This is a genomic window from Candidatus Nanopelagicales bacterium (assembly GCA_041393815.1).
In the GTDB taxonomy this organism is placed as follows: Bacteria; Actinomycetota; Actinomycetes; order S36-B12; family JAWKJK01; genus JAWKJK01.
On the sequence record JAWKJK010000003.1, the window covers coordinates 452,457 to 476,718 of the forward strand.

Sequence of the window (24,262 nt, forward strand, 5' to 3'; positions counted from 1 at the left end):
CGTGTGCCCGAAAGAACGGGTGGGGGTGGGGCGGGTCGGCTAGACGCGGTAGACGTCGAAGACGGCGTCGACCTGGCGGACGGCCCGCAGGACCGAGTCGAGGTGCTTGGGGTCGGCCATCTCGAAAACGAACCGGGACATCGCGATCCGGTCCCTAGTCGTGGTCACCGACGCCGACAGGATGTTGACGTGCTGGTCGGACAGCACCCTGGTGATGTCCGACAGCAGCCGGGCCCGGTCCAGCGCCTCCACCTGGATGTGCACCAGGAACACCGACGAGTCCGTCGGCGCCCACTCCACGTCGACCATCCGCCCCTGCTGGGCCTCGAGCCCGGGCACGTTGACGCAGTCGGTCCGGTGCACCGACACCCCGGACCCGCGCGTCACGAAGCCGACGATCTCGTCCCCCGGCACCGGCGTGCAGCAGCGGGCCAGCTTGACCCACACATCCGCGGCACCCTTCACCACCACGCCAGGGTCGCCCTGGGTGCGCGGTCGGGCCGGGGCGATCTTGGTCGGGGACGTCGCCTCGGCGACGTCGTCCGCGGCGCCGTCCTCCCCGCCGGCCGCGGCCACCAGCCGGGTGACGATGGACGCGGCGGAGATCCGGCCCTCCCCCACCGCGGCGTACAGCCCGGTGATGTCCGGCTGCCGCAAGTCCGCCGCGATCGCGGTGAGCGCCTGGTTGGTCATCAGCCGCTGCAGCGGCAGGCCCTGCTTGCGCATGGCCTTGACGATCTGGTCCTTGCCCTGGTCGACGGCCTCCTCGCGGCGCTCCTTGGAGAACCAGGCCTTGATCTTGTTGCGCGCCCGCGGCGAGCCGACGAACGTCAGCCAGTCCCGGCTGGGCCCCGCGCCCTCGGACTTCGACGTGAACACCTCGACCACGTCGCCGTTGTCGAGCTTGGACTCCAGCGGTACGAGCTTGCCGTTGACCCGTGCGCCGACGCAGCGGTGGCCGACCTCGGTGTGCACCGCGTACGCGAAGTCCACCGGCGTGGAGCCGGACGGCAGCGATACCACGTCGCCCTTGGGGGTGAACACGAAGACCTCGGTGGACCCCAGGTCGTAGCGCAGCGAGTCGAGGAACTCGTCGGGGTCCTCGGTCTCCCGCTGCCACTCCACCAGCTGCCGCAGCCAGCCGAAGTCGTCCGGCCCGGACTTCCCGCCGACCGCGGTCTGCTTGTAGCGCCAGTGCGCGGCGACGCCGTACTCGGCAGCCCGGTGCATGTCGTGGGTGCGGATCTGCAGCTCGACCGGCTTGCCGTCCGGGCCGATCACGGTCGTGTGCAGCGACTGGTACATGTTGAACTTGGGCATCGCGATGAAGTCCTTGAAGCGCCCGGGCACCGGGCTCCACCGCGCGTGCACGGCGCCGAGGACCGCGTAACAGTCGCGCACCGAGTCCACCAGGATGCGCACGCCGACCAGGTCGTAGATGTCGGCGAAGTCGCGGCCCCGCACGATCATCTTCTGGTAGACGGAGTAGTAGTGCTTGGGCCGCCCGGTCACGGTGGCCTTGATCTTCGCGGCCCGCAGGTCCTCGTCGATCTCCCCGATGACCTTGGTGAGGTACTGGTCGCGCGACGGCGCCCGCGAGCCCACCAGCCGGACGATCTCGTCGTACATCTTCGGGTAGAGCGTGGCGAAGGACAGGTCCTCCAGCTCCCACTTGACCGCGTTCATGCCCAGCCGGTGCGCCAGCGGCGCGTAGATCTCCAGCGTCTCGCGGGCCTTGGTCTCCTGCTTGTCCGGCGGCAGCCAGCGCAGGGTGCGCATGTTGTGCAGCCGGTCGGCCAGCTTGATGACCAGAACCCGGATGTCGCGCGCCATCGCGACGACCATCTTGCGTACGGTCTCCGCCGCCGACGCCTGCCCGTAGCGAACCTTGTCCAGCTTGGTGACGCCGTCGACCAGGCCGGCGATCTCGTCGCCGAAGTCCTCCCGAAGCGAGTCCAGCGAGTAGCCGGTGTCCTCGACGGTGTCGTGCAGCAGAGCCGCCGCCAGCGTCGGGGCGGTCATGCCGAGGTCGGCCAGAATCGTGGCGACCGCGAGGGGGTGGGTGATGTACGGCTCGCCGGAGCGTCGCTTCTGGTCGCGGTGCAGGTAGGACGCGGTCTCGTACGCGCGCTCCAGCAGCTTCAGGTCGCTGCGGGGGTGGAACTGCCGGACCGTGCGGAACAGCGGCTCGAGTTCGGGGTGCGAGGAGCGGCTGCCGGTGAAGCGGGCCAGCCGAGAGCGCAGTCCACCCGAGGACGACCCGGGGGACGGTGGCGAGCCGGTGTTGGGGGCCTGCTCCTCGACGGGCGTGGCGGGGTCGGGCGCGGCGACCGGCGCGGAGGCGGGGTCGCTCGTCGCCGGAGTCACCGCCTCTGAGGCCACGGGCCGCTCCTGAACGAGTTCCGTGGTCGCAGTGTACGGCCGGGTCAGACCGTGATCAGCGCGTGGAGGTCGAGGTCCGGCAGCCGGTCCCGGCCACCCAGGGCCAGCAGCTCCACCACCACCGCGGCTCCCACGACGTCGGCCCCGGTGCGCCGGACCAGAGCAGCCGCCGCGGCCAGGGTGCCGCCGGTGGCCAGCACGTCGTCGACGACCAGCACCCGACGGCCGGGCCGCAGCGCATCGGTGTGCACCTCCAGCGTCGCGGTGCCGTACTCCAGGGCGTACTCCTCCACGTGCACCTCGCCCGGGAGCTTGCCGGCCTTGCGCAGCGGGACGAACCCGGCGCCGAGGTGGTACGCGGCGGCCGCGGCGTAGGGGAACCCGCGTGCCTCGATGCCCACGACCTCGTCGACCGTGCCGCGGCCGAACCGGACCGCGATCAGGTCGATCACGGTCCCGAACGCGACCGGGTCGGCCAGCAGCGGCGACAGGTCCTGGAACGCGACCCCCGGCTCGGGCCAGTCGGGAACGACCCGGATCCGGGAGCGCAGCAGCGCGTCGGCGTCGTGCGACGCCACCGGTCAGCGGCCCTTGCCGCGCTTGCTGCGGGTCTGCTTGCGCGGCTGGTTGCGCGGACCGGTGGACACCGGCCGCTGCGGTCGGGCCGCGGCCGCTGCACCCGACGACGACGAGGACGCCGCGCCGGAGTCGGCGGACTCCTCCTCGGCCTCGATGTCCTCGGCGACCTCCTCGGCCACCGCGACCCCGCCGCGGGACGAACCGCCCTTCGCACCGGCGGAGGCCTTGCGGCCCTTGGCCGCCGACCCCCCACCGGCCGCGCGGGCGTGCACCCGCTTGGCCAGGGCCTTCATCTCCGGCTGCTGCTCCTTGAGCTGGGCCAGCAGCGGGGTGGCGACGAAGATCGAGGAGTACGTACCGGCGGCCATGCCGACGGCCAGCGCCAGCGCCAGGTCCTTGAGCGTCCCGGCGCCGAGGATGCCCGCGCCGACGAAGAGGATCGCGAGCACGGGCAGCAGCGCCACGATCGAGGTGTTGATCGAGCGGACCAGGGTCTGGTTCAGGGCCAGGTTCGCGGCCTGGCTGTAGGTGTAGCGACTCTGGCCGGTGATGCCGCGGGTGTTCTCCTTGACCTTGTCGAACACGACGACGGTGTCGTAGAGCGAGTAGCCCAAGATGGTGAGGACACCGATGACGGTCGCGGGAGTCACCTCGAATCCCGTCAACGCGTAGATGCCGATGGTGATGACCAGGTCGTGCGCCAGCGCGACCAGCGCGGACACGGCCATCCGCCACTCGAAGTAGATCGTGAGGAAGATCGTCACGAGCAGCAGGAACACCCCGAGGCCCTGCAGGGCCTTGCGGGTGATCTCGCCACCCCACGAGGGACCGACCAGCTGGACCTTGATCTCCTGGCCGTCCACGGCGCAGGTCTGGCTCAGCGTCGAGACCATGGTGTTGCTCTCCGCGACGCTGAGCGCCTCGGTCTGGATCCGCAGCGCGCCGGTGCCCAGCTCGGTGACGATCGGCTGGCCGCCGGCGACGTCCTGCGCGGCCCCGCGCGCGCTCTCCACCGTGCAGGAGGACGCCGGGACCTGGAACTCCGAGCCGCCGCGGAACTCGATGCCGTAGTTGAGCCCGCGGAAGAGCAGCCCGGCCAACGCGACCAGCAGGATTCCGGCCGAGATCATGTACCAGCGGCGGCGGTGCCCGACGAAGTCGTAGGACACCTCGCCGTTGTAGAGCCTGGCGCCCAGGCCTCCGAGGCGCGACATCACTCGACCTCCTTGCCTGGGGTGTCGGTATCGCCGCCGTCGCCGTCACGCGCACCGACCCCCGCCGGCGTACGGCGACGTCGGGTCGTGGCGGACGTGCCGGCCAGCGTGGTGGCGCCGAGGCGGTGCGGGTCGACCCCGGACCAGCGGCCGCCCTTCTGCATCCACCTGGTGTTGCCGAGCAGGACCACCACCGGGTGGGTGAACCAGAAGGCCACCGCGACGTCGATGATCGTGGTCAGACCCAGGGCGAAGGCGAAGCCGCGGACGCTGCCGACGGACAGCCAGTACAGGACGACCGCGGCGAGCAGCGACACGAAGTCGGCCGCCAGCAGGGTGCGGCGGGCCCGGATCCAGCCGGCCTCGGTGGCCTGGCGCAGCGACTTGCCCTCGCGGATCTCGTCCCGCAGTCGTTCGAAGTAGACGACGAACGAGTCCGCGGTGATACCGATGGCGACGATCACACCGGCCACACCGGCCAGGGTGAGGGTGAAGCCGATGGCCTTGCCGAGGACCACGATCGACACGTACGTCAGGTAGCCGGCCACGGCCAGGCTGAGCGCCGCCACGATGCCCAGCGCGCGGTAGTAGAAGAGCAGGTACAGCACGACGAGGGCGAGGCCGAGGGCGCCGGCGAGCAGCCCGGCGCGCAGCTGGTCCGTACCCAGGGTCGGCGACACGGAGGTGACCTCGGCGACGTCCAGGGTCACCGGCAGCGCGCCGAACTTCAGCACGTTGGCGAGGTCCTGCGCCTCCTGCGAGGTGAAGCTGCCTTCGATCTGGGCCGAGCCGCCGATGATCGGCTCGCGGAACGACGGGGCGGAGTAGACGACGCCGTCGAGGACGATCGCGAACTGGTTCTGCGGGGGCGGCAGCTGGTAGAGCTGCGTGGACGCCTCGGCGAGGGCGGAGGCGCCCTCGGAGTCGAAGTTCAGGGTGACGACCCAGCCCACGCCACCCTGGGCGAGCTGCGCGGAGGCGTCGGTGACCTGGGTGCCGCGGATGAACGCGGGCTGCAGGGTGTACTTGCCGGCGCCGTCGCGGTCACAGGTGCCCAGCCACAGGTCCGGGTCGTCGGGGGTGCCGCCGGCGCGGTTCTGCGGGTCCAGGCAGTCCAGCGCGGCGACCTCCGCCTGGAACTCCGGGGTGTTCTCCTGCGCCTGCACCAGCTGGTTGCCGGCCTGCTGCGCGGCGTCGTTGGTGGCCGACGGGCTCGGCGAGGCCGCGGGCGACGCCTCGGCGGAGGCGGACGCCTCGGGAGCGGCGGATGCCGACGGGGACGGGGACGGCGAGCCGGTCGGCTCGGCCGACGGGGTGGCCGCGTCGGTCGGCGTGTCCGTCACCGGCCCGGGCGCGGAGATCGCCTCCACGGGACGGAAGTCCAGCAGCGCGGTGCGGCCGACCAGTTCGACGATGCGCTCCTGGTTGACGCCCGGGACGGACACCACGATCGCGGCGTTGTTGCCCGAGCCCTGGACCGCGACCTCGGCCTCGGCGACGCCGATGCCGTTCACCCGCTGGCGGATGATCTCCACCGTCTGGGTGAGCTGCTGGTCGCTGATCGTCTCGCCCTCCTTGACCGGCTTGGGCACCAGGATCACCTGGGTGCCGCCACGCAGGTCCAGGCCCAGCCGCGGGGTGTGGTCGGTGCCGGGCCAGAAGGCCCACACCGACAGCGCCACCGTGACCAGGGCCAGCACGAGGAGGGCGCGGCCGGGTCGGCTGCGCGTGGGTGCTGCCACTGTCGGAAGTCCGTCTCTTGGTCGTCAGGAGCCCCCGCCGGTCGCGGCGGCTCTCGAGGTCGTCAGGCGTGCCCGCCCGACGCAGGGCGCGACACGAGGGAGAAGTATCCCCCCTCGCGCCCGGGAGTCTGTGTCAGGCCCCGGTCAGGCGTTGCGCGCGTCGCCGGAGGCCGGGGCGTCGGACTCCACCGGCTCGGCCTCGTGGTCAGTCAGGTCGGCCACGTCCTCCACGTCGAGCGCGTCGGCCGGGTCGTCGACGATCTTGGCGATCGCCTGCTTGACGTAGCGCACGGTGACGCCGGGGGCGATCTCCAGGCCGAGCTCGTCCTCGGTGACGTCGGTGACGGTGCCGAAGAGGCCGGCGGTCGTCATGACCCGCGCGCCCGGGTGGACCTGGGACAGCAGCTGGGCCTGCTGGGCCTGGCGCTGCTTCGCGGGGCGGAGCACCAGCAGCCAGAAGACGCCGACGATGAGGATGAGGGGGCCGAACGTGACGAGCGCTTCCACGCGGGGACTCCGGAGGGTTGCGGGCGTATGGGGCACGTCGACGCGGCGGCGCCGGCGTACGGGCTGCCGACGAGGGTAACCCGGATCGGGCCCCGGGCCCGAACCCGCGCCCGCGCGAGGGCCCGGCGCGGTCTCGCCCGCCGCCCTCACCCGGTGTCCGGGCTACGCGTCCCCGCAGATCAGGCCGATCGTCCGGGGCGAGGTGATCACCTGCACCTGGCAGGAGGACGAGGTGGACAGGTCGACCATCGAGATCGCCGTGGTCTTGCCGCCGACGTCCACGGTGTTGATCCCGAGCTGCCAGCCGGCCGCCGTCGCCTGCGACTGGAACTCCGGGTCCTCGTAGAGGGCCGTGAGCTGGTCGTGCAGGTCCGTGGGGCTGGCGCAGTCCAGCGCGTCGAGCACCGCGGTCGCGGCCTCCTGCAGCTCGGTATTGCTGCTGTCGGCGGTGACGACGCGGGTGCAGTCGCTGTCGCCGGCGGGGGCCGAGGAGGTGGGGGCGGCGGACGACGAGGACGCCTCAGGTGTGGGGGACGCTGCCGTGGGGGACGCCGGGGTCGCGTCCGCCTCGACGGTCGACGAGGAGCACCCGCCCAGGCTCACCGCCACCGCCAGGGAGAGCGCCGCGACGGCGGCGGCCCGGACGGGCCACCGGCGAGCGCTCAGGGACGGGGACTGACGAGCGGGGCGCGTCGGACGCATGGTCATGGCGAGCCTCCCGGGCGCGGGAACCGGCGACGACACCATCGTGTCCAACGGGCCGCACCGAGGCGCGGCGGAGGTCCCGCCGGGGCCGTGACGCCCCTCACGTTCCCCGCGGAGGGCTCAGCCGGACCCCTCGTCGAGGGGCAGCACCGGTTGCGCGCCGAGGGGCGCGGTCCCCGGCGGCGGGGCCAGGCCCAGGTGCGCCCACCCGGCGGGGGTGGCGACCCGGCCGCGGGGGGTCCGCGCCAGCAGGCCGGCCCGGACCAGGAACGGCTCGGCGACCGTCTCCACCGTCTCCGGCTCCTCCCCCACGGCCACCGCGAGGGTGGACAGCCCGACCGGGCCGCCCCCGAACCGGCGCAGCAGGGCGTCGAGAACCGCCCGGTCGAGGCGGTCCAGCCCCAGCGCGTCCACCTCGTACAGGTCCAGCGCCGCGTGGGCGGTGTCCCGGTCGACGACCCCGTCGCCGTGGACCTGGGCGTAGTCACGGACCCGCCGCAGCAGGCGGTTGGCGATGCGGGGGGTGCCGCGGGAGCGGCCGGCGATCTCCTCCGCGCCGTCGGCGCGCAGGTCCACGGCGAGCAGGCCGGCGGAGCGCTCGACGATGACCTGCAGGTCCGCCGGGTCGTAGAAGTCCAGGTGCGCGGTGAAGCCGAAGCGGTCCCGCAGCGGGCCTGGGAGCAGTCCGGCCCGCGTGGTGGCGCCGACCAGGGTGAAGGGGGCGAGGTCGAGCGGGATGGCGGTGGCCCCGGGCCCCTTGCCGACGACGACGTCGACCCGGAAGTCCTCCATCGCCATGTAGAGCATCTCCTCCGCCGCCCGGGCGGTGCGGTGGATCTCGTCCAGGAACAGCACCTCGCCCGGCTGCAGGCTGGACAGCACCGCCGCAAGGTCGCCGGCGTGCTGGAGCGCGGGCCCGGAGGTCACGCGCAGGGGGGCACCGAGGTCGGCGGCGATGATCGCGGCCAGCGTGGTCTTGCCCAGCCCGGGTGGCCCGGAGAGCAGCACGTGGTCGGCGGCCCGGCCGCGCCGGCGGGCCGCCTCGAGGACCAGCCCGAGCTGGGCCTTGACCCGGTCCTGCCCGACGAACTCGGTCAGCGTGCGGGGCCGCAGCGCCCCCTCGACCGCGAGATCGTCCGGGTCGGGCCCCGCGTCGACGAGGCGGTCGGCGTCGGCCCGCTCGTCCGCGGCCGGGTCGTACGACGGCGGGTACGCGTCCTCGTACGTCGCCTCGGGCCCGGCGTCGCGCCGGCCGCGCGGGCTGCCGCTCACGCGCGGTCCAGCGAGCGCAGCGCGAGCTTGAGCAGCCCGCCGACGTCGGTCGGGTCGGGCAGCGGCCCGGTGCCGGCGCCGTCCTCGGGCTCTGTGCCGGCGGCCGCGGCGTCCAACCGGACCGCGACCGCGTCGCACGCCGCCTCGGCCTCCCGGGCCGACCAGCCCAGGGACACCAGTCCGGCGTGCACCTGGACCCGCCAGGCCGCAGCGCCGGCGACCGCTCCACCGACGGCCCCGCTCGGCTCGTCGGCGGTCTCCGAACCGCCCAGCGGGGGGCCGAGCCGGTCCTTGAGCTCCAGCACCAGCCGCTGCGCGCCCTTGCGGCCCACGCCGGGGACCCGGGTCAGCGCGGTGACGTCCTCGGCGAACACGGCACGCCGCAGGTCCTCCGGCGAGAACGTCGCCAGCAGCGACTGCGCCAGCCGGGGACCGACGCCGGTCACCGTCTGGGCCAGCTCGAAGACCAGCCGCTCGTCGTCGTCGGCGAACCCGAACAGGGTCAGCGAGTCCTCCCGCACGACCATCGCCGTGGGCAGCTGGGTGGTCTCCCCCACCCGCAGCGCCGCGAGCGTGCCCGGGGTGCACTGCAGCGCCAGCCCCACGCCGCCCACGTCCACGACCGCGCGGTCCGGGCCGACCTCGGCCACCCGGCCGCGGACGAAGGCGATCACCGCGCACCGCCGGCGGCCTGCAGCGCTCGGAGCTGGGCGGCCGTGCGCGGGATGCGCGACGGCGGGGCCGCCGCTGCGGCGGACGCGATCCGGACGGCCCCGTCGCCCCGCCACAGGTGGCAGATCGCCAGGGCGAGCGCGTCGGCGGCGTCCGCGGGCCTCGGCGCCTCGGGCAGCCGCAGCAGCCGGGTGACCATCGCCGTGACCTGGGCCTTGTCGGCGCGGCCGTTGCCCGTCACCGCGGCCTTCACCTCGCTGGGCGTGTGCACGGCCACGGGGAGCCCGCGGCGCGAGCCGCCGAGCATCGCGACCGCGGCGGCCTGGGCGGTGCCCATGACGGTGCGTACGTTGTGCTGGCTGAAGACCCGCTCGACGGCGACGACGTCGGGCCGGAACTCCTCCATCACCTCGGCCAGGACGTCGTCGAGCGCCAGCAGCCGGCTGGCCACGTCGGCGTCGGCGGGCGTACGTACGACGCGCACGTCCACTAGGGCCAGCCGACGGCCCGGCGCCCCCTCGACGACGCCGACACCGCACCGGGTCAGCCCCGGGTCGACCCCCAGCACGCGCACGCGTACGACCTCCCGTCGCGTCCGGGCCCGCGACGACGTCGAACGCGCGCCCCGAACAGGTGTTCGGTCAGGCTAGCGCGGGGCGGCCGCTCACAGCGGCAGCGGCACGCCGGAGGCTGACCGGCTTCGACGGTGGGAGGCGCGAGTGGCGTGTTCGCGAGTGGAGTCTTGTGGTGGAAGTCGATCGATCGACTTCCACCACAAGACTCCACTCGGCGACGGGTCAGGCAGAGGCGGCGGGCTTGCGGGCGGCTCGCTTCTTCGCCGGGCGGGCCGAGCCGGCCAGGGACCGGCTGCCGGCGGACGTCGAGCGCTGCGGGGCGAGCGGGTCCGCGCTCCCGATCCGCTTGCCGGTGACCTCGTGGAACCCGGCCCGCAGGTCCTCCAGCAGCTCCGCGGTGTCCGGCACCGCCCGGTCGTCGGCGGACACCCCGACGTAGGCGGTCCCGTCGTACGTGACCATCGAGACGTTGACGGCAGCGCCGATGGTCGCCACCAGCGGCCAGGTCGCTTCGACCTTCGCACCGGCGATGAAGAGCGGGATCGGCGGGCCGGGCACGTTGGACGTGGTCACGTCGCTGGCCCGCGCCGCGGACGCCAGCAGCGGCACCGGCACGACCCAGGACACCTCCGCCAGCGGGTCCGCAAGACGCAGCGCCGGCTCGTCCCGCCACCGGGCCACCTGCGCGTGCGCCTCGGCCATCCGGGTGGGCACGTCGCGGTCGGCGACCGGCAGCTCGAACCGGGCGATGGTGACCGCGTTCGACGCCTGGCCGCTACGGTCCCCCGGGTCGCCGCGCAGGCTGATCGGCACGTTGAAGCGCAGCTGCTCGGCCGGCTGGCCGTGGCGGCGGTGGTAGCGGTCCATCCCGGCGCCGACCGCGGCCATGAAGGCGTCGTTGACGGTCAGGTCGTGGTCCTTCGCCGCGGCGCGCAGATCGGGGAACGGCAGCGAGAAGGCGCCGAAGTGGTACGTGGTGCCCCGCCCGGTCATCAGCGGCGACAGCGGGCCGTCTGGCACGGCCGCGAACCGGCCCACCGAGGCGATGAGCTCCAGCGCCCGCTGCCAGGTGGTGGCCGGGTCGGTGAAGGTCCCGATCGCCAGGTCGGTCGCCGTCTTCACCACCGCCTGCGCGGCTTCCAGGCCGAACCGCACGTTGTCGCTGAGGTTGGCCCGGGAGATCTCGCGGTGGCGTACGTCCTCCGCGGTGGGCGCCGGCGGGGCCGCGGGCTCCTCCGGGTTGGGCTGGGGCCCGAACTCGAACAGGGACAGGCCGATGAGGACGGTGGCCTGACCGTCGGCGATGGAGTGGTGCAGCTTCATCAGCAGCGCAGCCCGGCCGCCGGGCAGGCCCTCGATCAGCGCCGCCTCCCACAGCGGGCGGTCGTGGTCGAAGTCGGTGAGGCTCATCCGACGCGCCTCGTCCATCAGGGCCGGCCACCCTGCCCCCTTGGGCAGCCGGTAGCGGCGCAGGTGCACGTCGAGGTCGAAGTCGGGGTCCAGCGCCAGCCGTGGCGAGGAGACGCCGGTGATCCCGTACAGCGGCCGCTTGCGCAGCGCGGGGACCATCCGGGTGAGCCGGTCGAACCGCTCGTGCAGCCGGGTCCAGTCCGGCTCCTGCTCCAGCAGCACCAGGGCCACCACGGTGGACCGCATCCCCGGATCACCGCTGGCGGTGCGCCAGGTGGCCGCGTCCCAGCCGCGCAGCTGCTCGCCGACCCGCTCGTTCACGTGACCTCCTGCGTCGGGGCGGCCGCGACGGCTGCCCGCAGGCACCGTACCGCCGCGCCGCGGCGTGCGCCGGGGCAGCGGTCCGGGCCTCAGCCCACGGCCTCCATGACCTCGTCGGAGACGTCGAAGTTGGCGTAGACGTTCTGCACGTCGTCGCTGTCCTCCAGCGCCTCGATCAGGCGGAACACCTTGCGCGCGCCGTCCTCATCCAGCGGGACGGTCACCGAGGGCAGGAAGGTCGCCTCTGCCGACTCGTAGTCCAGGTCACCGTCCTGCAGGGCGGTCCGCACGGCCACGACGTCACCGGCCTCGGACACGACCTCGAACGCCTCGCCGAGGTCGTTGACCTCCTCCGCGCCGGCCTCGAGCACCGCCATCAGCACGTCGTCCTCGGACAGCCCGTCCCCCTTGGGCACGATGACGACGCCCTTGCGGGAGAACAGGTACGACACCGACCCGGGATCCGCCATCGAGCCGCCGTTGCGGGTCATCGCGGTCCGTACCTCAGACGCGGCCCGGTTGCGGTTGTCGGTCAGGCACTCGATGAGCACCGCGACGCCGTTGGGGCCGTAGCCCTCATACATGATCGTCTGGTAGTCGGCCCCGCCGGCCTCGGCCCCGGAGCCGCGCTTGACGGCTCGGTCGATGTTGTCGTTGGGGACCGAGCTCTTCTTCGCCTTCTGGATGGCGTCGTACAGCGTCGGGTTCGCCGCCGGGTCGCCGCCGCCGGTGCGGGCCGCGACCTCGATGTTCTTGATCAGCTTCGCGAAGAGCTTGCCCCGCTTGGCGTCGATCGCGGCCTTCTTGTGCTTCGTGGTCGCCCACTTGGAGTGGCCACTCATGTCAGATCTCTCACCATCTCGACGAAGTACGCGTGGACGCGGAGGTCACCGGTCAGCTCCGGGTGGAAGGAGGTGGCCAGCACCGCGTCCTGCCGGACCGCCACGATCCTACCGGCGGCCGGACCGCCCTCGACCGTGCCGAGGATCTCGACGGCCGGTCCGGCGGACTCGACCCAGGGCGCGCGGATGAAGACCGCGTGCAGCGGCGGGCCCGGCAGCACCGGCATGTGCAGGTCGGCCTCGAAGGAGTCGACCTGGCGGCCGAACGCGTTGCGGCGGACCACCACGTCCAGGCCGCCGATGGTCTGCTGGTCTGGCCGGCCGCCCTCGATCCGGTCGGCCAGCATGATCATCCCGGCGCAGGAGCCGTAGGCCGGCATCCCGGCCTTGACCCGCTGGCGCAGCGGCTCCAGCAGGCCCCAGCGCAGCGCCAGGTTGCTCATGGTCGTGGACTCGCCGCCGGGGATGACGAGGGCGTCGACGGCGTCGAGCTCCTCGACCGAACGGACCCGGGACGTCGCGACACCCAGCCGCGCGAGCATCTGCTGGTGCTCGCGGACGTCGCCCTGCAGCGCGAGGACCCCGACCAGCGGGGTCCCGGTCACCAGCCGCGGTCCTCGAGGCGGTGGTGCACAGGGATGTCGGCGACGTTGATGCCGACCATGGCCTCGCCGAGGCCGCGGGACACCTTGGCCAGGACGTCGGGGTTGTCGTAGTGCAGCGTGGCCTGGACGATCGCGTTCGCGCGCTTGGCCGGGTCACCGGACTTGAAGATCCCGGAGCCGACGAACACGCCCTCGGCTCCGAGCTGCATCATCATCGCCGCGTCCGCCGGGGTGGCGATGCCCCCGGCGGTGAACACCACCACGGGCAGCTTGCCTGCCTTCGCGACCTCGGCGACGAGGTCGTACGGGGCCTGCAGCTCCTTCGCCGCGACGTACAGCTCGTCCGGCGACATCGAGGTGAGCCGGCGGATCTCCCCGCCTATACGGCGCATGTGGGTGGTGGCGTTGGAGACGTCGCCGGTGCCGGCCTCGCCCTTGGAGCGGATCATCGCCGCGCCCTCGTTGATGCGCCGCAGCGCCTCGCCGAGGTTGGTGGCGCCGCACACGAACGGCACCGTGAACTGCCACTTGTCGATGTGGTTCTCGTAGTCGGCGGGGGTGAGGACCTCGGACTCGTCGACGTAGTCCACGCCGAGGGCCTGCAGGACCTGGGCCTCCACGAAGTGGCCGATCCGGGCCTTGGCCATCACCGGGATCGAGACGGCCTCGATGATGCCCTCGATCATGTCCGGGTCGGACATCCGGGAGACGCCGCCCTGGGCCCGGATGTCGGCGGGCACCCGCTCCAGCGCCATGACGGCGACCGCGCCCGCGTCCTCGGCGATCTTCGCCTGCTCGGGGGTGACGACGTCCATGATCACGCCGCCCTTGAGCATCTCGGCCATGCCGCGCTTGACGCGGGCGGTGCCGGTGACCGGGGACTCCGGGTTCTGCGGGGTGGCGGGGTCGGTGGCGGGCAGCACGGGGTACCTCTTCGCGGGGTCGGGCCGCCGTCCTCGCGCGGCGGTGCCCCCATGGTAGGGCCCGCGGGCGTTCCCGCCGCCCGCCCGTTCCGCCCGGCCCAGGCCCCTGTGGTGCCGGTTGCGTGCGCTGTGGCTGACGAAAGGGGCACCACAGGGAGTGGGGCGGGGATCAGGAGAGGGCGGCGGTGCGCTCCTGGGCGACCAGCAGGACCCAGATCTGGCCGGGGGCGAAGGCCATCGGGGTGCCGTCGACCCGGGTGAACGTGGTGCCGTCCTCCTCGGAGGGCCGCGACCAGGTGGTGCCGTACGCCTTGCCGTCGCGCAGCACGGTGGCCTTGCCCTCCCCCACGGTGTGCGCCAGCGGGGTCCGGCCACCGAACTTGTCGCCGTAGCCGGAGTCGGTCTGCTTGACGTACTGGATCACCACCGTGGTCGCGTGCTGGGTGCCGCCGGACGCCTCGCGCGCGGGCGAGCCGTCGAAGGACACCTCGTACGCGCCCTCCGCCTTGTCCCACGTGAACGTGGTCGTCGCGGCCGGCCAGGTGACCACGGCCTCGGTGCCGGGCTTGCCGCCCTCGGGGGCCTCGTCGGCGAAGACGAAGCCGATCGGCGCGGCGTCGGCGGCCTTCGGGGCCCGCGCGAGCAGCCGCTCGGGGTCGCCGAAGAAGTCGTAGGGGGCGCTGCGCCCGCTCTGCCGCCAGTAGCCGGTGGGGCCCAGGTCGCCGGACACGTCGTAGAACGACGCGTCCGCGAGCACCGGGCGCAGCTTGGACTGGGCGCCGCTGTAGGCGAACGCGGGCCGGCCGTACTGCGCCAGCAGGTCCACGTCGGTGATCCGGGCGGACCGGATCGGGCCGACCTGGTCCGGCAGCCGGGAGGAGAACACCGCCGCGAGCCGGGTCAGTCCGTACTCGACCTCCTCGACGTAGACGACGTCGGCGTCGACGAGACCGGCGTGCGGCTGGGCGGAGCGGGTGTTGTCGTACTTGACGACGAGGACCGGCTGGCCCGCGCCCTTCGGCCGACCGGACAACGGCGAGGCGCCGTCCGGGATGCCCGGCGGGGAGGTCGTGGGGGTAGGGGTCGTCGGCTCGGGCTCGGGCGTGGCCACGGTGGGCGGCGCGCTGCTGGTGGCCGCCACGGCGGAGGAGGACGGGCCGTCGGCCGGCGGCGAGCCGCCGCACCCGGTGAGGACCAGCGCGGCGGCCAGGCCGCCCACGGCGAGGAGGCCCGGCGCCCGGGTCAGGGACGCAGACACAGGAATCACGCTACGCCGCAGCCGGTCAGCGCTGCGTGAGGCCCGCCGGCGGTGTGTCGTCCATCTCGAACGTCTCCGGCCACCGGGTGTGCCCGGCCAGGCCGAACAGCCGGACCAGGCGCTGGCGGCGGACCATGCGGCAGGCCCGCACCCCGTCGTTGAGGAACCGGCGGGACAGCTCGACCCGCCGGCAGGATGCGGCAAGGTCGTCCACCATCTCCCGGCCCTCGGGGACCTCGCGGAGCTCCTCGACGTCCTCGTGGTCGGCCAGCACGGCGTCGAGGGCGCGGGTCAGGTCGCTCTCGGCCAGGCCGCGGGCCACCGGGTCCTCGTCGGGGGCGGTGCGCGCGCTGTGGGCGGCGTCGGCGACCAGCAGCGCGGAGGCCGGGTCCAGCAGGCCGGAGGCGGCCAGCTCCAGCGCGGCCCCGGAGCGACGGAGCAGGTGCGCGTCCAGCGACAGCCAGGCGGTATCGATCCGCTTGTGCAGCCGGTCCAGCCGGCCGGCGGTCATCCCGAGGTAGAGACCGACCAGCGCCACGGCGAGCCCGGCCCACACGAACGGCCAGGGGCTCATCAGGCGTCCCCGTTGCCGCGGCCGCTGAGCCGGCCGACGAGCTGGCCGCGCAGGTCCTCGCGGACCTTCTCCCCCGTCACCGTGACGCTCTCGTAGACGGCGAGCACCTCCAATGCCACCCGGCTCCAGTCGAACTGCCAGGCGCGGGCCCGGCCGGCCTCCACCAGCCGACCCCGCTCGTCGGCGTCGTGCAGCAGCGCCACCGCCTTGGCCGCGAGGTCGGCGCTGTCGCCGTTGCGGAACACCACGCCGGACCGGCCGTCCTCGAGCACCCGCCGGAACGCGTCGAGGTCGCTGGCGAGGACGGGGGTGCCGGCCGCCATCGACTCCAGCAGCACGATGCCGAAGGACTCCCCGCCGGTGTTGGGCGCGACGTACAGGTCGACGGAGTGGAACGCGCGGGCCTTGTCCTCGTCGGACACCCGCCCCAGGAACACCACGCGGTCGCGCAGCCGGTCGGGCAGGCCCTTCACGGCGTCCTCCTGGTCGCCCGGGCCGACCACCAGCAGCCGCAGTCCGGGCAGCGCTTCGGACATCGCCGGCAGCGCCCCCAGCAGGACGTCGAGCCCCTTGCGTGGCTCGTCCAGCCGGCCCAGGAACATCAGCGCGGGCCCGTCGCCGGGCCAGCCCGGCAGCGGCTCGGCGCGCTCGAACGACGCGCAGTCGACGCCGTTGGGGATCAGCACCGCGTCGCCCCCGAGGTGGTCGACCAGGGTGCGGCGGGCGTACTCGCTCACCGCGATCCGGGCGCGGATCTTCTCCATCGCCGTCTGCGCGAGGTAGTAGCCGGCCGTGAGCACGCGGGAGCGGCCCATGGACGAGTGCCAGGTGGCCACCAGCGGGCCCTCGGCCGCCCAGCAGGCCAGGACGGACAGGCTGGGCGAGACCGGCTCGTGCACGTGCACGACGTCGAAGTCCCCGGTCCGGATCCAGCGGCGCACCCGGCGGGTCGGCTTGAGCCCGAAGTTCAGCCGCGCGACCGAGCCGTTGTAGGGCACCGCCACCGGCCGGCCGCCATCGACGACGTAGTCGGGCACCTCGCCCTCGCCCTCCACCGGCGCCAGCACGCTGACGTCGTGGCCGAGCCGGATCAGGGCCTCGGCGAGGTCCTTCACGTGCGCCTGCACCCCGCCCGGGACGTCCCAGGCGTACGGGCAGACCAGGCCGACCCTCATTCCGGTGCCTTCGCGGGGTCCAGGTCGGACAGCCACAGCCGCTGCAGCATGTGCCAGTCGCGCGGGTGGGCGGCGATGCCCTCCTCGAACGCGCGGGCCACCTGCTGGGTCGCGTCGGCGATCCGGGTCGGGCGGTCCCGGCCGTCGCGCATGATCTCGACCTCAGGGTGGATGCGGCCCCAGGAGTCCGGCCCGTCGTACCAGAGGGTGACCGGAAGCAGGACGGCGCCGGTCATGTCGGCCAGCAGCGCGGGGCCGGCGGGCATCTTGGTCGTCTCGCCGAAGAACTCCACCTCGACGCCGCCCTTGGTCAGGTCGCGGTCGCCGAGCAGGCACACCAGGCCGCCGGCCTTGAGCCGCTCCGCCAGCGTGCGGACCACGTCGGTCCCGCCGAGGGGCAGGACCTCCATGCCGAGGGACTCGCGGTAGGCGACGAACCGGTCGTACAGGCTCTCCGGCTTCAGCCGCTCGGCGACGGTGGTCAGCGGAGCGTGGTCCAGGCAGGCCCAGGCGCCGGCGTGGTCCCAGTTGCCCATGTGCGGCAGCACCAGGATCACGCCGCGCCCGGTGGCCAGCGCGTCGGCCATCCGCTGCTCGTCCTCGACGTGGAACCGGTCGACGACCCGCTCGCGGCTCCAGGACGGCAGCCGGAACGCGTCGCACCAGTAGCGCAGGTAGGACCGCATCCCCTCGAGGGTGAGCTCGTCGAGCTCGCCTGGTGTGGCGTCGGGCCGGACCCGGGCCAGGTTGGCCCGCAGCCGCTGCACGCCGGTGCCGTTGCGGCGGTAGGTGCGGTCCGCGACCTGCCGGAAGAGTGCGTACGCCGCCCCCTCGGGCATGCGCCGGATCGCCGACCAGCCGGCGGCGAACCCAGCGTCGGTGACGGCGTCCCGGATCACGCCTGCGCCTCCGGAGTCGGATCCTCCGAGCCGCGCACCACCAGCTGGCGGCGGACCACGACCATGCGCTGCAGCACCGTGATCACGCTGAGGACGGCCAGCACGATCAGGGCCGCGGGCAGCACGTACGGGACGCCCAGCCCGGCGAGCAGCACGCCGATCCCGGCGATGATCAGCCGTTCGGCCCGCTCGGCGATGCCGACGTTGGCCGTGGCTCCGACGGACTCGGCCCGGGCCTTGGCGTACGAGGTCACCTGCCCCGCGACCAGGCAGGTCAGGGCGGCCGCGATGACCCACGGGTTGCCGTCGAGGACGGCCCAGATCAGCAGGGCGCCGAAGATGCACCCGTCGGCGATCCGGTCGAGGGTGGAGTCCAGGAAGTTGCCCCAGGGCCCGCTGGTCCCGGCCATCCGCGCCATCGTCCCGTCGAGCAGGTCGCTGAAGACGAAGACGAGGATGACGACCAGGCCCCAGAGGAACTCGCCCCGGGGGAAGAAGACCAGCGCCCCGGCGCAGGCGCCCACCGTGCCGACCACGGTCACGGCGTCCGGCGGGACGTGCAGCCGCAGCAGCCCCTTGGCGAGCGGGTCGATCGCCACCGAGGCGACCTTGCGCGCCGCCGGGTTGTTGAGCATCGCCGTCCTCGTCCGCGGGGACCCCGGGACCGCGGGGGGACCCCGTGACCGCAGCGGCCGGGACCGCCGGGACCGCCCGTCCCGGCGCGACGATCGTAGCGACGGGCGGCCGCGGGACCCCTCAGGTCGGGACCTCGGTCCCGACTCGTCCCGTTCCGGGCCGAAGGAGTTGCCCCGCGGCGGACCTCGGGTGAAGGGTGGGGGGCGGTTCGGCGCCGGCCGGACCGGTCCCCTCCGGTCCGGGTGCGGCGCCGGTGCACGCCCCGTCCGCGCGGACCGCGCGGCGCATCCGCCGTACAGAGAGGCGACGAGCATGGCCGAGAAGACCCCCGCGGGAGCCGCCGGCAGAGCACCGGAGGCCGACCGGCCCGACCACATCCGCAACGTCGTGCTGGTCGGCCCCTCGGGGTCGGGCAAGACCACGCTGCTGGAGTCCCTCCTGGTCGCGACCGACGCGATCCCGCGCGCCGGCCGGGTCGAGGACGGGACGACCGTGAGCGACTTCGACGAGGCCGAGATCCGCCAGCAGCGGTCGGTGTCGCTGTCCCTGGCCCCGGTGATGCACGAGGGCATCAAGCTGAACTTCCTCGACACCCCCGGCTACGCGGACTTCGTCGGTGACCTGCGGGCCGGGCTGCGCGCGGCCGACGCGGCGCTGTTCGTCGTCTCCGCCGTGGACGGCGTGGACGGGGCGACCCAGATGCTGTGGGAGGAGTGCGCCGCGGTCGGCATGCCGCGCGCGGTCGTCATCAGCAAGCTGGACAAGGAGCGGGCCGACTTCGACGAGCTGGTCGCCATCTGCCAGCGGGTGTTCGGCGAGGGCGTGCTGCCGCTGTACCTGCCGATGGCCGCCGACGACGGCTCCGTGGCGGGGCTGATCGGGCTGCTGTCGGAGCAGGTCTACGACTACTCCTCCGGTGAGCGCGTCACCCGCGACCCCGACGCCGAGCACCTGCCGCTGATCGAGGAGGCGCGCAACGCGCTGATCGAGGGCATCATCACCGAGTCCGAGGACGAGACCCTGATGGACCGCTTCCTCGGCGGGGAGAAGATCGACCTCGACACGCTGATCGCCGACCTGGAGACCGCGGTCGCCCGCGGGCACTTCTACCCGGTGCTCCCCGCGGCGCTGGTGCCGCAGGGCTTCGGCACGGCCGAGCTGCTGGAGCTGGTCAGCCGCGGGTTCCCCTCGCCGCTGGAGCACCCGCTGCCCGCGGTGACCACGCCGGACGGCGACCCGCGTGGCCCGCTGACCTGCGACCCCGACGGCCCCCTGTGCGCCGAGGTGGTCAAGACCACGACCGACCCGTACGTGGGGCGCATCTCGCTGGTCCGCGTCTTCTCGGGCACGCTGACGCCGGACTCGGTCGTCCACGTGTCGGGACACTTCCCCGCCGACCGCGGGCACGAGGACCACGACGTCGACGAGCGCGTGGGCGCGCTGTCCGACCCGCTGGGCAAGACCCAGCGCACGATCTCCGCCGGTCACGCGGGTGACCTCATCGCGGTCGCCAAGCTGACCCGCGCCGAGACCGGGGACACGTTGTCGGACAAGGACAACCCGTTGCTGATCGAGCCGTGGGTCATGCCCGACCCGCTGCTGCCGGTCGCCGTCGTCGCGCACTCCAAGGCCGACGAGGACAAGCTGTCGCAGGGCCTGGGCCGGCTGGTCGCCGAGGACCCGACCATGCGCCTGGAGAAGAACGCCGAGACCGGCCAGCTGGTGCTGTGGTGCATGGGTGAGGCGCACGTCGACGTGCTGCTGGACCGCCTGCGCAACCGCTATGGCGTCGCCGTGGACTCCGTACCGCTGCGGGTGTCGCTACGCGAGACGTTCCAGTCCTCGGCCAAGGGTCACGGGCGGCTGGTCAAGCAGTCCGGCGGCCACGGGCAGTACGCCGTGTGCGACATCGAGGTGGAGCCGCTGCCGTCCGGATCCGGCTTCGAGTTCGTCGACAAGGTGGTCGGCGGGTCGGTGCCCCGGCAGTTCATCCCGTCGGTGGAGAAGGGCGTGCGGGCCCAGATGGAGAAGGGCGTCATCGCCGGCTACCCCCTGATCGACATCCGGGTGACGCTGTTCGACGGCAAGGCGCACTCGGTCGACTCCTCCGACATGGCGTTCCAGCACGCGGGCGCGCTGGCGCTGAAGGAGGCGGCCGCGGCGGCGCAGACGTCGCTGCTGGAGCCGGTCGACGAGATCTCGGTGCTGGTGTCCGACGAGTACGTCGGCGCGATCATGTCCGACCTATCCGGTCGCCGGGGTCGGGTGACCGGCACGGAGCCGGTCGGCAACGGCCGGACCCTGGTGAAGGCGGACGTGCCGGAGCTGGAGCTCACCCGCTACGCGGTGGAGCTGCGCTCGATGTCCCATGGCACGGCGACGTTCACCCGGCGCTACACGGGGCACGAGCCGATGCCGCACCAGCTGGCCGAGAAGGTGAAGAAAGAGGCCGAGGAGGCCCGCGGCTGACCGTCCGCGCGGGTCTCCCGGCGCGGCCCTCCGGGCTTGTGGTGCCGGTTGCGCGAGCTGTAGCTCGCGCAACCGGCACCACTACTTTCGGGCCCCGGGGCCGTGGGTCAGGCGGGGCGGCCCGTGGGCGTCGGGGTCATGTCGGCGGGGGCCGAGTGCCGGACCAGGAACGCCTGCGCGGTACCGGCCACGTAGCGGTGCTCGGTGCCGGTGATGCCGATGACGTCGCCCGGGCCGAGGACCACCTGCGCCGCTACCCCGTCGGCGTCGGCGAACCAGAAGGAGCCCTCGCCGGACAGGATCAGGTGCAACTCGTGGGCGTCGTTGACGTGCCAGGCCCCGAACACCTCCCGGTCCCCCGCCCCGGCCGGGTCGCCCGGGTCGACGACCAGGACCCCGCGCGGCGTCGCCACCACGGCGGGCACCTGCGCGAGCACCTCGTCGGGTACGTCCACCAGGGCGGTGACCGCGTCCACGTCGCCGGCGGCCGCCGCGCCGGCAAGAGCCTGCGCGGCCGTCCCCTCAGGCAGTGGAACGGTCGCCAGGACCACGCCGAGGCGGGCCAGCACGGCATCGGGATCGGTCAGGGGTGCGCCGGAAGCGTCGAGGACCTGGGCCATGCCGGACGTTCTACCGGACGACGAGCCGCCGCGGATACCGGCTGCTCGAACGTAGGTCAGGGGGCCGGCGGGGCGGCGGGCGGCGGAGGTGCGGCCGGAGGCGCCGCGGGGGGCGCCGGGGCGGGCGGGGGCGCCATGCCGGCCCTTGCGGACAGCGCCTCGGCCTCGGCGATGCCGCCGCGCAGCGTGTCCAGCTCGGTGGTCAGCCCGGAGACCATCTCCGCCGCCCGGTCGTGGTCGATCCCGGTGGTCCCCATGGCGACCACCTCGCTCATCCGGGCCGCGAGGCCCTCCAGTCCGAGGACCGCGGTCTCCATCCGGGCCAGCAGGGTCTGGCGCAGCGTCTCCAGCCGCCCGGCCACCTCGAGCTGCTGCTCGACCGCCTGCAGGGCCCGGCCCTGCTCCGCGCGCAGCCGAGGATCGGGGGTCGACGCGGCCGCGGCGCGCAGCCGGTCCCGCTCCACCGCGAGTCGCCGAGGGTCGGTGGCGGTGATGGACTGCTCGACCAGGGTGACCCGGCCACCCAGCTCGCGCAGGGCACCGGCGGCCTCGGCGGCGTCGTCGTCCACGCTGCCCACCTGGGAGGCCAGCCAGGCGTCGCCTGGGGCCTCGGACAGCGCGTGCAGCCTCGCCACGGCGGTGTCGGCGCGCCCGAGCAGCTGTCCCGCCGGGCTGGCCGGGTGCGGAGCGGGAAGTGCGTCGGGACGGTCTGCCGGCTCCTGCGGCCGCGGCCGGTCGGGAGCCCGGGTCGACCCCAGCGCCACCTTCGTGCCCAGGACCGCCGCCCCGATGCCCAGTCCGACCGGGATGGCCGCCGGGCCGAGCGGTGCGGCCAGCGCCGCCCAGCCGAGCCCGCCGCTGACGGCGGCCACCAGCCAGCCCCAGGGGTCGCGCAGCTCGTCCCGGACGGTCACGGGCGCCAGTCTGCCCGGTCGCGCCGCCGCGCGGCGCCAGGCCCGCCCGGCGCGCCCGCGCACATGCTCGGCGGGCCGCCCGCTCAGGTGACCGCCGCGCGCGGGCCCGGGCGGCGACCAGCCGGTCGGGCCCAGGGGCAGGATCAGAAGTTGGACAGCACGCTGGTGAGCACCTTGCCGATGGAGGCTGGGTCGGAGGCGTCGTAGTACGCGCCGCGGGAGGCCTCGGCGATCGCCTCCAGCGCGGCCCGGTCGGCGGAGTCGCCGTACCCGATCGCGAACACGCGCACCGAGGTGTCCACGCTCTCCGCGTCCAGCTGGCGGAGCAGGCCGTCGAGGTCGGTGTCCGGTGGGTACTCGTTGCGGCCGTCGGACAGCAGCACGATCGCGTTGATGCGGCCGGTGTCGAGATCGGCGACCATCTGCTTCTGCCCGGCCTTCAGCGTCGCGTACAGCCCGGTCCCCCCGTCGGCGACGAGGTTCTCGACGTCGCCGACGATCAGCGGCACGGTGTCCTTCGCCGGCCCGATCGGGACCAGCTCCAGATAGGGCTTGTCCGGGCCGTCGAGCTCGGTGGAGAAGATCCACAGGCCGACCTCGTCGTCCGGGGCGAAGCCCTCGACCGCGTCGATGGTGGCCTGCTTCGCCAGGTCGATCTTGCTGGCGCCGGCGTCGGGCACCGGCTCCCCCATCGACCCTGACACGTCGAGGACCATGAGCACCCGGGCCCGCTTGCGCAGCTCGTCCCAGGAGTCCTCCACGGCCTTGAGCACCGACGGCGCCGGCGGGGCGAGGATCACGGTGGGCTCGGTCGGGATCATCCCGTTGGCCTCGTTGATGACCTCGCCGGGTACGCCCTCGTACGACCGGAACGCGAACGCCTGGAACTGCTCCTGGGCCTCGGGCCGCTGTAGCCAGGTGAGGAAGCCCGCCGCGGCAGTCTGCTTCGTGTCGTCCGCCCAGTCGGCGTCCAGGATCACCCACGGGTTGTCCGACAGCAGCGTGCCCTCGGACGGGTAGACCGCCGCCAGCGGCACGCTCGGCGGCGGCTGCTGCCCCGCCTTCGCGGGGTCGCCGGTCGGGTTGCCCTCGTTGTAGTCCCAGACCGACTTCTCCTCCACGGTCACCGCGGAGACGTAGGTGAGCCCCTTGCCCTGCTCGGCGGCCCGGTACATGTTGTCCAGGAACGTCAGCGTGGTGTCCCCGTAGTGGACGACGCTGGACTCCAGGGTCTTCACGTACTCCCGGGTGTCGGGGTCCTGCACGTCGGCCACGGTGAGGTCGCTGGACAGCCCGGTGGCCGCGAAGTACGACGCGATGGTCGCGTTGAGCCCGCTGGTGGAGAAGTGCGGGTTGGTCTTGCCCAGCTTGAACTTGCCCCACTCCGGGTGCCCGACGGCACCCCAGCCCTTGGGGTTGGTGGCCAGGTCCAGCAGGTCCGACCAGCCGATCGGCTGGTCGGGCCAGCCCAGCGCCTCCGCCATCGGCCGCGGCATCGCCACCACGAGGGGGGTCTGGACCAGGGAGCTGTAGTCCTTGGGAATGATGTTCGGCTTGTCCTGGGCCGCCAGCCGCTGCTCGACCAGCACCGCCCATGACGACGAAGCAGGGCTCCACACGTCCGGCCGTGGCCCGTCGACGCGCTCGTCCCAGCCCCGCGCCAGCGCCTCCGCCGCGCCGCCGCTGGCCTTGCTGACGACCCGGAACTGCACGCAGGTGCCGTTGACCTCGGGGCGGGTGGCGTTGTACTCGGCGGCCAGGTCACGCAGAAGGGCGGCCTTCTCGCTGGAGGCGGCGACGGTGACCTGGGTGCAGTTGGGGTCGAACGTCTCCTGGGTCGCGGTCGGGTCGCCCGAGGACGGCTCGTCACCGGAGCCCGAGAAGATCAGCCGGGCGCCCACGATGAGCAGGACCCCGATCAGCCCCGCCACGATGAGCGGCAGCACATTCCGCCGACCGTTCGCCATC

Annotated in this window: 22 protein-coding genes; 1 reads left to right on the forward strand and 21 read right to left on the reverse strand. The window is 73.6% G+C overall.

Going from position 1 to position 24,262, the window contains the following annotated elements:
• Nucleotides 1–39: 39 nt before the first annotated feature.
• The 18 genes from R2737_11725 to R2737_11810 form a co-directional block, all read right to left on the reverse strand.
• Entirely contained in the window at nucleotides 40–2,382 is a 2,343-nt protein-coding gene (locus tag R2737_11725; GenBank protein MEZ5116926.1) for a bifunctional (p)ppGpp synthetase/guanosine-3',5'-bis(diphosphate) 3'-pyrophosphohydrolase, read from the reverse strand.
• A gap of 44 nt (nucleotides 2,383–2,426) precedes the next feature.
• Complete coding sequence (locus R2737_11730; protein ID MEZ5116927.1) at nucleotides 2,427–2,960, reverse strand: adenine phosphoribosyltransferase; 534 nt, start codon at nucleotides 2,958–2,960, stop codon at nucleotides 2,427–2,429.
• Nucleotides 2,961–2,963: 3 nt separating this feature from the next.
• On the reverse strand, nucleotides 2,964–4,175 hold the full coding sequence (gene secF, locus R2737_11735) for a protein translocase subunit SecF (GenBank protein MEZ5116928.1): 1,212 nt from the start codon (nucleotides 4,173–4,175) through the stop codon (nucleotides 2,964–2,966).
• Complete coding sequence (gene secD, locus R2737_11740) at nucleotides 4,175–5,917, reverse strand: protein translocase subunit SecD (GenBank protein MEZ5116929.1); 1,743 nt, start codon at nucleotides 5,915–5,917, stop codon at nucleotides 4,175–4,177. The genes secF and secD overlap by 1 nt, the downstream gene beginning before the upstream one ends.
• A gap of 144 nt (nucleotides 5,918–6,061) precedes the next feature.
• On the reverse strand, nucleotides 6,062–6,424 hold the full coding sequence (gene yajC, locus R2737_11745) for a preprotein translocase subunit YajC (GenBank protein ID MEZ5116930.1): 363 nt from the start codon (nucleotides 6,422–6,424) through the stop codon (nucleotides 6,062–6,064).
• 162 nt (nucleotides 6,425–6,586) lie between these two features.
• Nucleotides 6,587–7,132: a hypothetical protein gene (locus R2737_11750; GenBank protein ID MEZ5116931.1), complete on the reverse strand. Its 546-nt coding sequence runs from the start codon at nucleotides 7,130–7,132 to the stop codon at nucleotides 6,587–6,589.
• Nucleotides 7,133–7,249: 117 nt separating this feature from the next.
• Nucleotides 7,250–8,401: a Holliday junction branch migration DNA helicase RuvB gene (gene ruvB / locus R2737_11755; protein MEZ5116932.1), complete on the reverse strand. Its 1,152-nt coding sequence runs from the start codon at nucleotides 8,399–8,401 to the stop codon at nucleotides 7,250–7,252.
• Nucleotides 8,398–9,075 carry a Holliday junction branch migration protein RuvA gene (ruvA, locus tag R2737_11760; protein ID MEZ5116933.1) on the reverse strand — a complete coding sequence of 226 codons (678 nt, stop codon included), beginning with the start codon at nucleotides 9,073–9,075 and terminating at the stop codon, nucleotides 8,398–8,400. The genes ruvB and ruvA overlap by 4 nt, the downstream gene beginning before the upstream one ends.
• Complete coding sequence (gene ruvC / locus R2737_11765; protein MEZ5116934.1) at nucleotides 9,072–9,647, reverse strand: crossover junction endodeoxyribonuclease RuvC; 576 nt, start codon at nucleotides 9,645–9,647, stop codon at nucleotides 9,072–9,074. The genes ruvA and ruvC overlap by 4 nt, the downstream gene beginning before the upstream one ends.
• A gap of 223 nt (nucleotides 9,648–9,870) precedes the next feature.
• Nucleotides 9,871–11,379, reverse strand: coding sequence for a wax ester/triacylglycerol synthase family O-acyltransferase (locus R2737_11770; protein MEZ5116935.1), 1,509 nt, complete (start codon nucleotides 11,377–11,379; stop codon nucleotides 9,871–9,873).
• Nucleotides 11,380–11,468: 89 nt separating this feature from the next.
• On the reverse strand, nucleotides 11,469–12,221 hold the full coding sequence (locus R2737_11775) for a YebC/PmpR family DNA-binding transcriptional regulator (protein MEZ5116936.1): 753 nt from the start codon (nucleotides 12,219–12,221) through the stop codon (nucleotides 11,469–11,471).
• The gene (gene pdxT / locus R2737_11780; GenBank protein MEZ5116937.1) at nucleotides 12,218–12,826 is read right to left on the reverse strand and encodes a pyridoxal 5'-phosphate synthase glutaminase subunit PdxT; all 609 of its coding nucleotides are present in this window, start codon (nucleotides 12,824–12,826) and stop codon (nucleotides 12,218–12,220) included. The genes R2737_11775 and pdxT overlap by 4 nt, the downstream gene beginning before the upstream one ends.
• Nucleotides 12,823–13,746: a pyridoxal 5'-phosphate synthase lyase subunit PdxS gene (gene pdxS, locus R2737_11785; GenBank protein MEZ5116938.1), complete on the reverse strand. Its 924-nt coding sequence runs from the start codon at nucleotides 13,744–13,746 to the stop codon at nucleotides 12,823–12,825. The genes pdxT and pdxS overlap by 4 nt, the downstream gene beginning before the upstream one ends.
• Before the next feature lie 172 nt (nucleotides 13,747–13,918).
• The gene (locus R2737_11790) at nucleotides 13,919–15,007 is read right to left on the reverse strand and encodes a DUF3048 domain-containing protein (GenBank protein ID MEZ5116939.1); all 1,089 of its coding nucleotides are present in this window, start codon (nucleotides 15,005–15,007) and stop codon (nucleotides 13,919–13,921) included.
• 25 nt (nucleotides 15,008–15,032) lie between these two features.
• Nucleotides 15,033–15,581 (reverse strand): hypothetical protein, encoded by a 549-nt coding sequence (locus R2737_11795; GenBank protein ID MEZ5116940.1) that lies wholly within the window; start codon nucleotides 15,579–15,581, stop codon nucleotides 15,033–15,035.
• Nucleotides 15,581–16,756, reverse strand: coding sequence for a glycosyltransferase family 4 protein (locus tag R2737_11800; GenBank protein MEZ5116941.1), 1,176 nt, complete (start codon nucleotides 16,754–16,756; stop codon nucleotides 15,581–15,583). The genes R2737_11795 and R2737_11800 overlap by 1 nt, the downstream gene beginning before the upstream one ends.
• On the reverse strand, nucleotides 16,753–17,655 hold the full coding sequence (locus tag R2737_11805) for a phosphatidylinositol mannoside acyltransferase (protein MEZ5116942.1): 903 nt from the start codon (nucleotides 17,653–17,655) through the stop codon (nucleotides 16,753–16,755). Before R2737_11805 ends, R2737_11800 begins: the two co-directional genes overlap by 4 nt.
• Nucleotides 17,652–18,290: a CDP-alcohol phosphatidyltransferase family protein gene (locus R2737_11810; GenBank protein MEZ5116943.1), complete on the reverse strand. Its 639-nt coding sequence runs from the start codon at nucleotides 18,288–18,290 to the stop codon at nucleotides 17,652–17,654. The genes R2737_11805 and R2737_11810 overlap by 4 nt, the downstream gene beginning before the upstream one ends.
• A gap of 313 nt (nucleotides 18,291–18,603) precedes the next feature.
• On the opposite strand from R2737_11810, the gene R2737_11815 reads away from it, so the two are divergent.
• Entirely contained in the window at nucleotides 18,604–20,760 is a 2,157-nt protein-coding gene (locus R2737_11815; GenBank protein ID MEZ5116944.1) for an elongation factor G-like protein EF-G2, read from the forward strand.
• Between the two features lie 107 nt (nucleotides 20,761–20,867).
• Here the strand turns inward: R2737_11815 and R2737_11820 are convergent, their stop codons facing one another.
• From R2737_11820 to R2737_11830, 3 genes are all read right to left on the reverse strand, one after another.
• Entirely contained in the window at nucleotides 20,868–21,380 is a 513-nt protein-coding gene (locus tag R2737_11820) for a hypothetical protein (GenBank protein ID MEZ5116945.1), read from the reverse strand.
• A gap of 56 nt (nucleotides 21,381–21,436) precedes the next feature.
• Nucleotides 21,437–22,294 carry a hypothetical protein gene (locus R2737_11825; GenBank protein MEZ5116946.1) on the reverse strand — a complete coding sequence of 286 codons (858 nt, stop codon included), beginning with the start codon at nucleotides 22,292–22,294 and terminating at the stop codon, nucleotides 21,437–21,439.
• Nucleotides 22,295–22,437: 143 nt separating this feature from the next.
• Nucleotides 22,438–24,261 (reverse strand): substrate-binding and VWA domain-containing protein, encoded by a 1,824-nt coding sequence (locus R2737_11830; GenBank protein ID MEZ5116947.1) that lies wholly within the window; start codon nucleotides 24,259–24,261, stop codon nucleotides 22,438–22,440.
• Between the last annotated feature and the right edge of the window lies 1 nt (nucleotide 24,262).